Here is a 13,738-nt window from a genome sequence, read left to right on the forward strand (position 1 = left end):
CGGCCTCGCGGCCGCCTCCCTGTGGCGAGATAATCCCTTTTTACGATCCCGATTACGGGATACTGACTTCTACATGGACCGTATGCGCAGTCGCGGGACCGGCGCCCTTACCTGGGCCCGTTTCGTAGGCCGTCGAATCGATATCGGGGTTGAGCGCCCCAACGGCGAACTGGTACCAGCCGTTTTCAGGAGGGGTAAAGGTGATTGCCAGCGTTTTCGATTTACCGTCCATCACCCGGTACAACTGGGACTGGTCGTACTCGGCCGGTAAGGCGTCCGGCATGGGCGTATTGGGATCGGTGTCGGTCATTCCGTCGCGGTCAAAGCCGTTGGTGATGAACTTCATGACGATATTGCCGACCTTGACCGGGTTGTTCTCGGCATCGGTGGCTTCGGCGTTCGGCTCGTAAATATCGCCGAACTGCTTGTACGAGTGGGCGTTCATATAAGGCAGCAGCTTCGGATTTTTGGCTCCCGCCCGGTACCAAACCGTGATTGCCGGGTGCAACCCGCTGACTTCCGTAGTCAGCGTGATGGTGACCGGCTTGCCTTTCTTCAGCTTGACGAATCCCCAGTTCGAGTGATGCGTCCAGCCTATATAGCCCATGCTGAGGTTGTACCAGGAATAGGCGCGGACAGCCATGTCTGCTGTAGTGTTGTTTTTGTCAAAGAAAAAAGTGCCTGAAGGATTTAGAGCTGTAGCCGCTTGGAGGGGGTTGGCGAAAAACAGGCCGGCAGCCACTGAAATTAATGCCAAACTTTTAAATTTATTGTTGTATTTCATAGGTATCCCTAAAAATGAATCTAACCTACCGCGTAATTCCTGGATGTACCGTCGCCTGATCCGGGAACCGCGAAAGCCGAAGTCGGTCACGACACTTAAACCGTGCCATGCAGGGATACATTAGGCAAATATTATGCCATTATAATACTCTAATGTTTTCAACCACATAAAACATAGGGAATTTAAGAACTATGTCATATGCCTCACTTGTCTGTGTCAGATGACACACTCTTCGGCGCGTGATCTCAACGGCACATGGCAAGGTAAATTCAATGGCTCTACGTTCGCCGGCGAGCGGACTACTCAGGTGTAGCAGGAGGAGGGTATGGCATTAGCCAGGGTCAGGTGAAAGCACACTTTAACCGCAGCAAAGGCCGGGAAACATTGGCGGGCACATCGGCATGCACCGAAAACGGGGATTGAGTGGGTCAATGCAAGCGGGTTTTTCAACGGACTGATCCTGCAATCGAATCCGGCTGCCCTGAATAGCTCAGGAGGAGAAGCTAACGATGGGCGGAGTTCCGCCCATCGTGCGCTGAATTGAAAATGGCAAACGCTCAGGCGTATACCCGTTAGCGCAAACTCTCGGTCACATGCGGCTCGATCAACTTGTAAAGGATCTGATGCATCTTCGGATTGCCGGCAATCACGTTGCCGTTTTCGAGGAAATTGTCGTTGAACGAAAAATCGGTCACGACGCCGCCGGCTTCCTTGATTAACAGAATCCCCGCCGCCATATCCCATTCCATGATGCCGATTTCCCAGAAGCCGTCCAGGCGCCCGGCGGCGACGTAGGCCAGATCGAGCGCGGCGGCGCCGGCGCGGCGGATACCGGCCGAATCGGTCGTGATCGCCTTGAACATGCCGACGTAGGCGTCCAGGTGTTTGTCGGTCTTGAACGGAAAGCCGGTGCCGATCAGCGCGCCTTTCAACGTGCTTTGCTTGGTGACCCGAATCCTGCGGTTATTCAGCATCGCGCCGCCGCCGCGTTTGGCGGTAAACAGTTCGTCGCGGAGCGGGTCGTACACGACCCCGACTTCGAGCTTGCCTTTGTGCTTCAACGCGATCGACACCGCAAACTGCGGAAAGCCGTGCAGAAAATTGGTGGTGCCGTCCAGAGGATCGATCACCCAGACGAAATCGTTGCCCTGGTGCGCGCCGCTTTCCTCGGCCAGGATCGCGTGGTCCGGATAGGCCGCGCGGATAATGTTGATGATTTCGCGTTCCGCCTTGCGGTCGACTTCGCTGGCGTAATCGTTTTTACCTTTTTGATCGATTTGAAGATGACCGATGGCGTCGGTCGAGCGCAAAATCAGATCGCCCGCGCTTCTGGCGGCGCGGACGGCAATATTCAGCATCGGTTGCATAGGCGGAATTGAAAATGAGCGGATAAATCGTTATAGGATACCAAATCTTTTGATAAACTTGAGGCTTTTTTGAATCACGAGGCACCGCGTTGCTGTCCCATATCACTATCGTTCTGGTCGGAACCACTCACCCCGGCAACATCGGCGCCGTTGCCCGGGCGATGAAAAACATGCAGATGACCAACCTCAGGCTGGTCGCGCCGAAAATCTTCCCGAGCGCGGACGCGACTTCGCGCGCCTCCGGAGCCGACGACATTTTGTCCCGGGCGACGGTCTGCGATACCCTGCGCGAGGCGATCGCGGACTGCCAGGTCGTGTTCGGCGCCAGCGCGCGTTCGCGGACGATCAGCTGGCCGGAACTGACGCCAAGGGAATGCGTCACCGAAATCTTCGAAAAACATGCCGGCGAAAAGATCGCGATCGTATTCGGCCGCGAACATTCGGGACTGACCAACGAGGAGCTCGACATGTGCCGTTACCTGCTGCACATCCCCTGCAATCCGGCCTTCAGCTCGCTGAATCTGGCCGCGGCGGTGCAGGTCGTCTGCTACGAGCTGTTCGTCGCCGCCGGCAGCGCTCAACGCAAGGCGATCGGCGACCGCGGCGAGACCCCCTTGGCGACCGCGGAGCAGATGGAATCATTTTATGACCATCTCTATCAAACGCTGATCGATATTGATTTCACCCAGGCCGACAAGTCGCAATCGATCATGCGCCGATTGCGCCGGATTTATAACCGCATCGAACTCGATACCAAGGAAGTCGATATTTTGCGCGGCATTCTCAGGATGTCGCAGGGCCATAAAAAAAGCCAGAAACAATCCTCCTAAGGACCGCACATGCTCGCCATCATCGCCAGAATCAAAGAAGACATTACCTGCGTTTTCGAGCGCGACCCCGCCGCCCAGTCGATATGGGAAGTGATCACCGCCTATCCGGGCTTTCATGCCGTACTGATCCACCGCCTCAGCCATCGCTGCTGGCAGGCCGGCTTCCGCTGGCTCGCGCGTTTCATATCGCATGTCGCCCGCTGGCTGACCGGCATCGAAATCCATCCGGGCGCCGAAATCGGCCGGCGCTGCTTCATCGATCACGGCATGGGCGTGGTGATCGGCGAAACCGCGGTCATCGGCGACGACTGCACGCTCTATCACGGCGTCACGCTCGGCGGCACCTCCTGGAAGAAAGGCAAGCGCCACCCTACCCTGCATGACGGCGTCGTCGTCGGCGCCGGCGCGAAAATTCTGGGGCCGATCGACATCGGCCAGGGCGCACGGGTCGGCTCGAATTCGGTGGTGTTGAAACCGGTGCCGGCCGGCGCCACGGTCGTCGGCATTCCGGGCCATCTGATCGATCCGAATGTCAAACAAGAGAAGGCGGAACGGGAGGCGATCGCCTACCGAATGGGCTTCGACCCCTACGGCGCGAAAGCCGACATGCCCGACCCGGTCGCCAATGCGATCAACCGAATGCTCGACCACATCCAGGCCATGGACCAGCAGCTCGAAAACATGAAAAAAGCGCTCAACGAAGCCGGCATTCAATACCCCGAGCCGCTGATTCCGAAGCTGGACGGCTGCGAAATCGAGGACAGTTATCAGCCCGAGCAAAAGCCGGATTATAAAAGTTGACTATTTTGATGGGTTAAGATTAAAATCGAATGACACTAATCTTTGTAAGGGTAATGTTGTGCGCTTGACTACCAAAGGCCGCTATGCGGTCACCGCGATGCTGGATTTGGCTTTTCACAGCCAAAAGGCGCCTGTGACGCTGACCGACATTGCGACTCGGCAAACCATTTCGCTGTCTTATCTCGAGCAATTGTTTGCGCGCCTGCGCCGCGCCGGCATGGTCAAGGGCGTGCGCGGCCCCGGCGGCGGCTATACCCTGGCCGGCAATGCCAGCGCGATCAATATTGCGGACATCATTATCGCGGTCGATGAACAGCTCGATGCGACCAAATGCGGCGGCGAAGGCAATTGCCAAAATCATAAGGCCTGCCTGACACACGACTTGTGGATGGGTCTCAGCGAACAGATCCGCGACTACCTGAAAGGCATTACCCTGGCCGATCTGCTGGAAAAACACCAAATCCAGGAAATCGCCCGGCGCCAGGAACAGGATGCCCAGCACGTGATCGAATTCCAGCTCCAAACAGGAATCAGCGCCTACCCCAAATGATCTACCTGGATCATAACGCGACCACCCCGATCGATCCTCGGGTGCTGGAAGCGATGCTGCCCTACCTGAAAAGCTTTTACGGCAATGCATCCGGCTTGTACCGTCTCGGCCGGCTGTCGAGAAGCGCGATCGATACGGCGCGCCATCAGGTCGCCGAACTGGTCGGCGCCACCGCGAGCCAGGTGATTTTTACCAGCGGCGGCACCGAAGCGAACAATCTGGCTCTGGCGAGTCTCGAACCGCAAGCCGGCCTTGCGGTATCGGCGATCGAACACCCGTCGATTCTCGAACCGGCCGAACGCTTGCGCCAGCAAGGCCATCCCTTGTCGCTGATCGATGTCGACCAAAACGGTTTGATCTGCCAGGAAGCGCTCGACGCGATCATCCGCACCCAAAAAACGACGGCGGTGTCGATCATGCTCGCGAATAACGAAACCGGCGTGATTCAGGACATCGCACGTCTCACCGAGCAATTGCGAGCCCACGGCATTGCGCTGCATACCGACGCCGTGCAGGCGGCCGGCAAGATCCCGGTGGATTTCAACAGTCTGGGCGTTCGGCTGATGTCGCTGTCCAGCCATAAGCTTTATGGCCCAAAGGGGGCCGGCGCACTGATTTTCGAGAAAGGCGCCAGGCTCTCGCCCTTGCTGCTCGGCGGCGGACAAGAGCAAGGTTACCGGGCCGGCACCGAAAACGTCGCCGCGATTGTCGGCTTCGGCAAGGCGGCGGAACTGGCAAAGTCCGAGCTTGCCCAGCGGGGTGAATATCTAGCCGGTTTAAAAACCCAATTGGAAGACGGCCTCCGCTCGATTCCGGGCCTCAGCATCTTTGCCGAAGACGCGCCGCGGCTGCCGAATACGGTACAGTTCGGGCTGCCGAACAGCGACGGCGAAATGTTGTTGATGCGGCTCGATCAGCAAGGCGTGGCGGTCTCCAGCGGCTCCGCCTGCGCGAGCGGCGGCAAGGAACCGAGCCATGTGCTGACGGCGATGGGCATCGCTCCGGCGTTGGCCCAAAGCACGCTCCGGATCAGCCTCGGCACGACCAATACCCCGGATCAAATCACCCAATTTATTGAACAGTTAAAAATCCTGGTCTGCCAGGAAGGATGAAAAACCATGTCAGTCACACTCACTGAAAGCGCCGCCCGGCAGATCAAGAAGCAGCTCGAAAAACGCGGCAAGGGCATCGGCCTGAAGCTCGGGGTCAGAAAATCGGGCTGCTCCGGCTATGCTTATGCGCTCGACTACGCCGACCAACTTCAAGGCGACGAAACGGTCTTTGAAGGCCACGGCGTCAAGCTGATCGTCACACAGGACGATTTGCCCTACATCGACGGCATGGAACTGGATTACCGCCGCGAAGGCATCAACGAAGCCTTTCAGTTCAACAATCCGAACGTGAAGGCGACCTGCGGCTGCGGGGAAAGCTTCAGCGTATAGAACGCCCGGCCGGATTAACTCCCCAGCGAATTCAATAACGCGGTCAGCTCTTCATCGCGAATCGGCTTGGTCAGGTAGGCATCGAAACCGGCCGCCAGCGCATCATTGATCCGACCTTCCTCCGCGTAAGCGCTGACCGCGACCATTTTGAGCCCCTTGCCCCGGCTTCTGACGACCATCAGTAATTCGAGCCCGGACATCACCGGCATGTTCAGATCGACCAATGCCAGCCGGTAATCATGCCTTTCGATCAACGCCAGGGCTTCCCTGCCGTTGGCGGCCGAATCGACGCTGCAACCTTCCAGCTCCAACAAATTGGCCAGCAGCAACAGGTTGATCTGGCTGTCGTCCGCAATCAGCACCCGCAGCGGCCCGTCCGCCGGTTGCCACGCGCTGTTGCCGGCGGGCCGGGTTGGCTGATCCTCGGCGCTCGGTAACGGCAGCGACACCGAAAACCGGCTGCCCGTGCCGGGCTGACTGCTCACTCTGATGGTTCCGCCCATGAGATGGATCAGCTCGCGGGTAATCGCCAAGCCCAGCCCCAGACCGGGCCGGATGAAATCGTCTTCGTTCAGTTGGGTAAAAGGCGCAAAGATAGACTCCAGATCCTGTTCGGCAATGCCGCAGCCGGTATCCTCGATTGCGATAAGGCAATGCCCCTCAACGTAATTCGCCGTCAGCGTCACTCGGCCGCGCTCGGTGTATTTGATCGCGTTATCGAGCAGATTGACGATGACCTGGCGGATGCGCTTTTGATCGCCCGACAACAGGCGCGGGATCGCCAAGGTATTCACGTCTAGTTCAAGGCGCTTGGCCTCGGCGTTCAATCGGCAAATATCGACGATATTTTTCAGCAGCTTATGACTGTCGAAAACCTTGATATCGGTCCTGATTTTGTTCGATTCGATCGAGGCGATATCCAGAATGCCGGTAATTAGCTCCAACAGATGATCGCTGCATTGTCTGATCGTATGAATTTGCTCGTACTCTTCCTTATTAAACGTGCGTTTCTTCAGCAGCAGCTGCGAAAAGCCCAGTATCGCATTCAACGGCGTGCGCAACTCATGGCTGATATTCGCCAGAAATCGGCTTTTCGACGCGTTCGCCGCTTCTGCGGCGATTTTGGCTTTCAGCAACTGCTCGGTACGCTCATTGATGATGGACTCGGTGCGAAAATAGCGTCCGGTCAGCATCAACAAGCCGACGCCCGACAGACTGGTAAACAGCAGTCCGCCGATCAGCACCATCCAAACCGACCAATGAAATTGCAAATCCTTCCTGTCCTGATAGAAAAACAGTAGCCAACGCCGCCCCCCCGCTTCGGTCGCATACTGCCTGACTGAGTTGACTTGCGAAAAACCGGCCGGCTGATTCGAATACACCGTGTTATACGGCCCACCCGCGCCGTCTTCGAGGACTATCGTCAGAAAACTGCCGGTATTTTTCAGTGCCTCGGTAGAGGCATGCACCAGATCGGCAATCAAAAAGGTCGTCGAGACTAAACCCAGAAGATGCTTGTCGACATTCGACGGCTTGCTAAAAACCGGGAAAAACACGGTCGCCTGACCATTTTCGATAGCCATAAACGCGTCTTCCGCCTTGCCCTGACGGCCTTTGAGCAATTTGTTGAGATTGGCCAGCCATGGCCGCTGCGCGGAAACCTCGTAATCCGGATATGGATTCAGTGCGGCGGAAAACTCCAGATTGATGCCGCCTTTGGCAACCCTAATCCAGCTACTCGACTTGATTTCGGGAAACAATTCGAGTGTATGCCGGGTAAAAAACACAAATTCATCTTGCTCTACGCGGCGGGAACCGTAAAAAAAATAGCGCACCGTATCGATCGCATGCATATCCCCTTGCAGGCGATTGATGATGGCCTGCGACAAGGTCGCCGTTTGATCGTTGAACTCCTGACGATGCTGCTCTTCCTCCAACTTTCGGACATAGAGATACAGAATGATCACCAGCACAAAAGTCGCCATCAGCGGCAAACCGACCGCATAGCGGCGTTGCCCCCAGACCGCCCTGGGCTCGGCATAGGCAATCAAAATAATCGGCGTAAACACCAGTACGCCCATTGTGTCGCCGATCCACCAGAAAAACCAGGGCGAGAGTATTTGCGTCGCGCCGATCATCCCGGACTGATACATCGCCGTGACACCTACGGTCGGCGCGACCAGACAGCTTAATGGACCGCCCAACAGCATGAACAAGAGGATGCTGCGATCCTCGATCAATGAATTCGGAATGCCGACGAACTTTTTGATCAGCACATAACCGAGCAGCGCCGATAAGGTCGCACCCGTCGCATACGCCAAGTGGATGACGAGCATCGGCGTATCGAAGCTGAACGCCGAGACAATGGCACAGGTCGTAAAACTCCCCAGAAACACACCCGGCCAGATGCGCTTGCCGAGCAACAGCAATGCCGCCAGCGCAATGCCGGCGGAAGGCCCGACCGCGCCCGCATGGCTTGGCGTCACATTCAGCAGTTGGCTCAGGATGCCGAAACCGAAATATACGAGCGCCAGTACGATCACGATGAAAACATAGTTCAACGCGCGCATCAGGAATAAATCGTTCATTATTGCCGGGCCTATCCTAGATCACAAATCCGGCGATCATTTTATCATCGTCCGATCGATAGTAACGATGCGAGAGCACATCGCTCGATCAGCAACCAAACGCACTTATTCTTCTCCAACAGCAGAAGGTGAAGGACGGTTTCGGAGGGTAACCCTGGGTATTTGAAACGCCTGGCCTTCCGCCCCGGTTTGCGCAAACGTTTACTGCGACACGAATTTCAAGCCGATCAGCAGCAACACGGTCGCCAACACCGGCCGCAGAAAACGCTCGGGAATCTTCGCGCTCAAATGACTGCCGATCCAAATGCCCGGCAAAGAGCCTACCAGTAAGCTGGCCAGCAAAGTCACATCGACATTGCCGATGCCCAGGTGGCCGAGCCCTGCCACCGCGGTCAACGGGATCGCATGAGCCAGATCGGTGCCGACCACTTTCAAGGTGGTCATCTTCGGGTACAAAAACAGCAAGGCGACCGTTCCCAACGCGCCGGCGCCGACCGAAGACAGTGTGACCAGCACGCCGAGCACCATGCCGGTCAACACGGTGGCCGGCGCATGTAAACGCCGGAAGCGCGCGGCATTGGCTTCGTTGCTGTGATCGTCGTCGATCAGGCCGGCTTTTTGCGCCCGATGCATCAGAACGCTGCGCACCAGCAAGGCGCAGGCGGTCAAGATCAGTGCGATTCCCAATGAATAGGTGATGACGCCGCTGATTTCCTTGCCGGTCTCGTGCAATTGCTTCAACAGATAGAGCGTCCCCAGCGCGCAGGGCAGGCTGCCGAGCGCCAATAAGGCGACGATTTTCCATTCGACCGAATTGTGTTTGCCGTGGTGCACCCAGACGCCGCCGGTCTTGGTGATCGCCGCGAACAACAGGTCGGTGCCGACCGCGACCGCCGGCTTGAAGCCGAACAGAAACACCAATAACGGCGTCATCAGCGAGCCGCCGCCGACGCCGGTCACGCCGACCAGCAAACCGACCGAAAATCCCGAAACTATATATGCCATGCTGAACAAAGCACACTCCTCATCAAACTGCGAAAAAAGATGCGCACTATACCAGTTTATGATTGCTTATTTAACAATATGTTATCCAATCGCGACTCCATTACCTCCTGCCCCCGCCTTCGAAGGGCCATCAACCGAAGCGATGACAGGCGCGTGCCAGGGGAACGATGCCGTATATTCCCTGATGCACGACGCGTCGCTTTTTCCACGGACCCGTTCCAACCGGTACGGGTTTTTCTCCTTTGCGATCCGGGGCCGGATCAATTTCATGCCAAACTCGGCGGCGGCTTTCTAATCGAGCCGGTTTAGGCTTATCATGTGCATTTTGTCCGGTTCATCGGACCGCTCACTTCGATCAACGACCATGAAGTTTAACCCCCATTGCCTTTACTTGCTGACGGCGCTAGGGCTAGCCGGCTGCGGCCAGCCAGGCCCCTTGTATCTACCCGACAATCCGCCGCCGGGCCTCAAGGTGGATGCGGATCCCGATCAGCCCGCGCCGATTCCCGAACGCGACATCGACCAAGCGCCGCCGCCGATCGATGCCGCACCGCCGAAACCGGCCGAGGCCAAACCCAAAGAAGATCAACCCCCAACAGAAAACACGCAATAACGATGGATTATTTCAATTACCGGAACGATGAACTCTTTGCCGAAGACGTGCCTGTCGAGCAAATCGTCAAGCAATACGGCACACCTTGCTATGTCTATTCGCGCGCAACTCTCGAGAGGCATTGGCGCGCGTTCGACAGCGCTTTCGGCGCACACCCGCACCTGATCTGCTATGCGGTCAAGGCCAATTCGAATATCGCCTTGCTGAATCTGTTGGCCCGTCTCGGCTCCGGTTTCGACATCGTCTCGCTCGGCGAACTGGAGCGGGTCATCGCCGCCAGCGGCGCGCCGGACAAGATCGTCTTTTCCGGCGTCGGCAAGCGCGAAGACGAGATCATCGCCGCCCTGAAGATCGGCATCCGCTGTTTCAATATCGAAGTCGGCGGCGAACTCGACCGCATCAACCGTCTGGCCGGGCAGCTCGGCGTGATCGCGCCGGTGTCGTTCCGGGTCAATCCGGATGTCGATGCGAATACGCACCCTTACATATCGACCGGCCTGAAGGAAAACAAATTCGGCATCGCCTTCGAGCAGGCGCTGAGCGAATACCAGCGCGCCGCCCGGATGCCGAACATCAAGATCATCGGCATCGACTGCCACATCGGCTCGCAGCTGACCGAGACGCGGCCGTTCCTGGATGCACTGGAGCGCATTCTCGCCCTGGTCGCCGACTTGAAAGCGGCAGGCATTGTTCTCCATCACCTGGACCTCGGCGGCGGCCTCGGCATTCGCTACAAGGACGAGCAGCCGCCGGAGCCGGCCGACTATATTCGAGCCGTATTGGATCGCCTCGGCGAAGCCGATTTCGAAATCCTGCTGGAGCCCGGCCGCGCGATCGTCGGCAATGCGGGCATCCTGGTCACCCGCGTCGAATACCTGAAAGCGACCGACCATAAAAACTTCGCGATCGTCGATGCGGCGATGAACGACCTGGTGCGCCCGTCGCTGTACAGCGCCTGGCAGAACATCATCCCGGTCAGGATGCAAAACCAGGCTGCCGAGCAAACCTGGGACATCGTCGGACCGGTCTGCGAAACCGGTGACTTTTTAGGCAAGGGGCGTACGCTCAGACTCAATGCAAATGATCTATTGGCGGTCCGCTCATCCGGCGCCTACGGCTTCAGCATGAGCTCGAATTACAACTCCAGGCCGCGCGCGGCGGAAGTTCTGGTCGACGGCGGCGACACCCATCTGATCCGGGCGCGGGAATCGATCGAACAATTGTGGGCGGGTGAACGGTTGCTTCCTTAAGAAATCGCTGCTAAATTCGTCTAAGATTAAGTTTTTGAACAACCGTTTATCTCATGATTCATTTCACCAAAATGCACGGCCTCGGCAACGACTTTGTCGTGATTGACGCGATCCACCAAACGCCCGATCTGGACCCCGAGTCGATCAAGAAGCTGGCCGACCGTCATTTCGGCATCGGTTTCGACCAGTTGTTGCTGGTCGAAAAGCCGGTCAGCGCGAACGCCGATTTCAAATACCGTATTTTCAATGCGGACGGCGGCGAAGTCAGCCAGTGCGGCAACGGCGCCCGCTGTTTCGCCCGCTTCGTGCGCGACAAGGGTTTGTCCGCTAAGGACGAGGTCCGCGTCGATACCGACGCCGGGCAGTTGCTGCTCAAATTCGACGACGACGGCCTGATTACCGTGAACATGGGCATTCCCCGGCACCATCCGGCCGAGATTCCGTTGCGGGCCGACCAGGAAGCCGACAGTTATCAGGTCATTGCCGACGGCGAGACTTATACTTTCGGCGCGGTATCGATGGGCAATCCGCATGCGGTTCTTTTGGTAGCCGATGTCGACACCGCTCCGGTCGCAGAGGCCGGCTGCCTGTTGGAATCGCATCCGATCTTTCCGGCCCGCGCAAACATCGGCTTCATGCAGATCGTCGACCGCTCCCATATCAAATTGCGCGTTTATGAACGCGGCGCGGCCGAAACCCTGGCCTGCGGCAGCGGCGCCTGCGCGGCGGCGGTGATCGCGATCGAACGCGGCCTCGTCGATCCTAGCGTTGAGGTCACCTTGCCGGGCGGTTCGTTAAGAATCCGCTGGGCGGGCCGCGGCGAACCGGTGCTGATGACAGGACCTGCCATTTCCGTTTTCGAGGGGACGATTAATCCATGAGCGAGCAGCCAAACGCTTTGACTTCTGACCAAGTTGCCGACTACTTGCGCGCCCATCCGGCATTCTTCAACGATCATCTGGATCTCTTGGAAGAGTTGAGCATACCGCATCCGAGCGGAGTTGCCGTCTCGCTGATTTCGAAACAGCTCGAAATGCTGCGTAAGCGCAATCAGGAAATCGAAGCGCAGCTGGCCTCGTTGATCGAGATCGCCAAAAGCAACGACACCTCGTTCGACCGGATGCACAAACTGACCCTGGCGCTGCTCGAAACCTCGACGCTCGAGGAAGCGGTCGCGAGCCTCGAAATCGTCTTGTCCGATTATTTCATGACCGACTTCATCGCGGTCCGCATCATCACCAGCAAGCCCGATGCGGCCTTGCCGCACCTGTTTCTCGCGCCGGACAGCGCCGAACTCGAGCAATTTCTGGCGATTCTCGCCGCCGATCAACCCAAATGCGGCCGCCCGACCCTGGCTCAAGCCAAAGTCTTGTTCGGCGCCGCCGCGCTGGAGGTCCAGTCCGCCGCGATCATCCCGATGAAATTTGCCGATATGAGCGGCATCCTCGCGATCGGCAGCCGTAGCAACGAGCGCTTTCATTACAGCATGGGCAGTTTCTTCCTGACCCACATGAGCGAAATCATCAGCGCGCGCTTTCTATCCCTGCTCTCGCAAAAAAAATATGCATAGCGACGCCCGGAAGTCGCTGGACGATTTTCTCCGCGAACTGGAAGTCGAAAAACGCGCCTCCCGGCATACGGTCAGCAGTTACCGGCGCGATCTCGAACACCTGGCCGGCTTCTGCGACGAGAAATCGCTCCAGCAGTGGTCCGATGTCGGTCAGCCCCATATCCGCGCGCATATCGCCGCACGCCACCGCCAAGGCATCGGCAGCAAGAGCCTGCAACGCGAATTGTCGGCGATGCGCGGCTTCTATCAGTTTCTGCTGAAAAAGCGCCTGGTACAGATCAATCCCGCCGAGCATGTCAAGGCCCCCAAACAGCCGCGTAAACTGCCGAAAACGCTCGATGTCGATCAGGTGACAGGACTTTTGGAAGCCGGCGCGCATTCGGATCTGGAAATGCGCGATCTGGCGATGTTCGAACTGTTCTATTCGAGCGGCTTACGGCTGAGTGAGTTGGTCGCGCTGAATCTGACCGATATCGACCTGGACGATCAATCGCTGATCGTCAAATCCGGCAAGGGCGGTAAAGACCGCGTGCTGCCGATCGGCGGCAAGGCGGTCACTGCGCTCCGTAATTGGCTGCCGATCCGGAACAATACCGCCGACATCGAGGAAAAGGCGCTATTCACCTCGGCGCAAGGATTTAGGCTCGGCGCGCGCAGCGTGCAATTGCGCCTAGAGCGCTGGCGCGTCGCGAAAGGCGTCGCCGAACCCGTTCATCCGCACATGCTAAGGCATTCGTTCGCGAGCCATCTGCTCGAATCGAGCCGCGACCTGCGTGCGGTGCAAGAACTGCTCGGTCACAGCAATATCGGCACCACGCAAATCTATACCCATCTGGATTTTCAGCATCTTGCCGAGATTTATGACCAGACGCATCCGCGGGCAAAAAAAACATCCACACCCTAATTGCAGGCGGAAAAAAAATCCAAAATCTGCTACC

General features: G+C 57.6%; 13 protein-coding genes and 1 pseudogene. 10 read left to right on the top strand and 4 right to left on the bottom strand.

Annotated elements, in window-relative coordinates:
- Positions 1-52 precede the first annotated feature (52 nt).
- Both corA and ACEPPP_RS07115 read right to left on the bottom strand, forming a co-directional pair.
- Entirely contained in the window at positions 53-784 is a 732-nt protein-coding gene (corA, locus tag ACEPPP_RS07110; protein WP_374090345.1) for a copper(I)-binding protein CorA, read from the bottom strand.
- Positions 785-1,356: 572 nt separating this feature from the next.
- Entirely contained in the window at positions 1,357-2,151 is a 795-nt protein-coding gene (locus tag ACEPPP_RS07115; protein ID WP_374090346.1) for an inositol monophosphatase family protein, read from the bottom strand.
- A gap of 89 nt (positions 2,152-2,240) precedes the next feature.
- Here ACEPPP_RS07115 and ACEPPP_RS07120 point away from each other — a divergent pair, with 89 nt between their 5' ends.
- Genes ACEPPP_RS07120 through ACEPPP_RS07140 form a run of 5 tightly spaced genes read left to right on the top strand, consistent with a single transcriptional unit; the run spans position 2,241 to position 5,774 of the window.
- The gene (locus tag ACEPPP_RS07120; protein WP_374090347.1) at positions 2,241-2,981 is read left to right on the top strand and encodes an RNA methyltransferase; all 741 of its coding nucleotides are present in this window, start codon (positions 2,241-2,243) and stop codon (positions 2,979-2,981) included.
- A 9-nt stretch (positions 2,982-2,990) separates the two neighbouring features.
- Positions 2,991-3,782, top strand: coding sequence for a serine O-acetyltransferase (gene cysE / locus ACEPPP_RS07125; protein ID WP_374090348.1), 792 nt, complete (start codon positions 2,991-2,993; stop codon positions 3,780-3,782).
- 58 nt (positions 3,783-3,840) lie between these two features.
- Positions 3,841-4,332 carry a Fe-S cluster assembly transcriptional regulator IscR gene (gene iscR, locus ACEPPP_RS07130; RefSeq protein ID WP_374090349.1) on the top strand — a complete coding sequence of 164 codons (492 nt, stop codon included), beginning with the start codon at positions 3,841-3,843 and terminating at the stop codon, positions 4,330-4,332.
- Positions 4,329-5,444, top strand: coding sequence for a cysteine desulfurase family protein (locus ACEPPP_RS07135; RefSeq protein ID WP_374090350.1), 1,116 nt, complete (start codon positions 4,329-4,331; stop codon positions 5,442-5,444). Before iscR ends, ACEPPP_RS07135 begins: the two co-directional genes overlap by 4 nt.
- A gap of 6 nt (positions 5,445-5,450) precedes the next feature.
- Entirely contained in the window at positions 5,451-5,774 is a 324-nt protein-coding gene (locus ACEPPP_RS07140) for a HesB/IscA family protein (protein ID WP_374090351.1), read from the top strand.
- Positions 5,775-5,788: 14 nt separating this feature from the next.
- On the opposite strand, the gene ACEPPP_RS07145 is transcribed toward ACEPPP_RS07140, so the two are convergent.
- Positions 5,789-8,362: an ATP-binding protein gene (locus ACEPPP_RS07145; protein ID WP_374090352.1), complete on the bottom strand. Its 2,574-nt coding sequence runs from the start codon at positions 8,360-8,362 to the stop codon at positions 5,789-5,791.
- 201 nt (positions 8,363-8,563) lie between these two features.
- Positions 8,564-9,367, bottom strand: coding sequence for a sulfite exporter TauE/SafE family protein (locus ACEPPP_RS07150; RefSeq protein ID WP_374090353.1), 804 nt, complete (start codon positions 9,365-9,367; stop codon positions 8,564-8,566).
- A gap of 364 nt (positions 9,368-9,731) precedes the next feature.
- Here ACEPPP_RS07150 and ACEPPP_RS07155 point away from each other — a divergent pair.
- The 5 genes and pseudogenes from ACEPPP_RS07155 to xerC all read left to right on the top strand — a co-directional run.
- A pseudogene (locus ACEPPP_RS07155) lies at positions 9,732-9,821 on the top strand (lipoprotein); the annotation flags it as partial.
- A gap of 161 nt (positions 9,822-9,982) precedes the next feature.
- Positions 9,983-11,230: a diaminopimelate decarboxylase gene (gene lysA, locus ACEPPP_RS07160; protein WP_374090354.1), complete on the top strand. Its 1,248-nt coding sequence runs from the start codon at positions 9,983-9,985 to the stop codon at positions 11,228-11,230.
- 53 nt (positions 11,231-11,283) lie between these two features.
- A complete protein-coding gene (gene dapF, locus ACEPPP_RS07165) occupies positions 11,284-12,111 on the top strand; it encodes a diaminopimelate epimerase (RefSeq protein ID WP_374090355.1) in 828 nt (275 codons plus the stop codon).
- Positions 12,108-12,800 (top strand): DUF484 family protein, encoded by a 693-nt coding sequence (locus tag ACEPPP_RS07170; RefSeq protein ID WP_374090356.1) that lies wholly within the window; start codon positions 12,108-12,110, stop codon positions 12,798-12,800. Before dapF ends, ACEPPP_RS07170 begins: the two co-directional genes overlap by 4 nt.
- Positions 12,793-13,704 carry a tyrosine recombinase XerC gene (gene xerC / locus ACEPPP_RS07175; RefSeq protein WP_374090357.1) on the top strand — a complete coding sequence of 304 codons (912 nt, stop codon included), beginning with the start codon at positions 12,793-12,795 and terminating at the stop codon, positions 13,702-13,704. Before ACEPPP_RS07170 ends, xerC begins: the two co-directional genes overlap by 8 nt.
- The last annotated feature ends 34 nt before the right edge of the window (positions 13,705-13,738 follow it).

Source organism: Methylomicrobium lacus (assembly GCF_041897535.1).
Classification (GTDB): domain Bacteria; phylum Pseudomonadota; class Gammaproteobacteria; order Methylococcales; family Methylomonadaceae; genus Methylomicrobium; species Methylomicrobium lacus_A.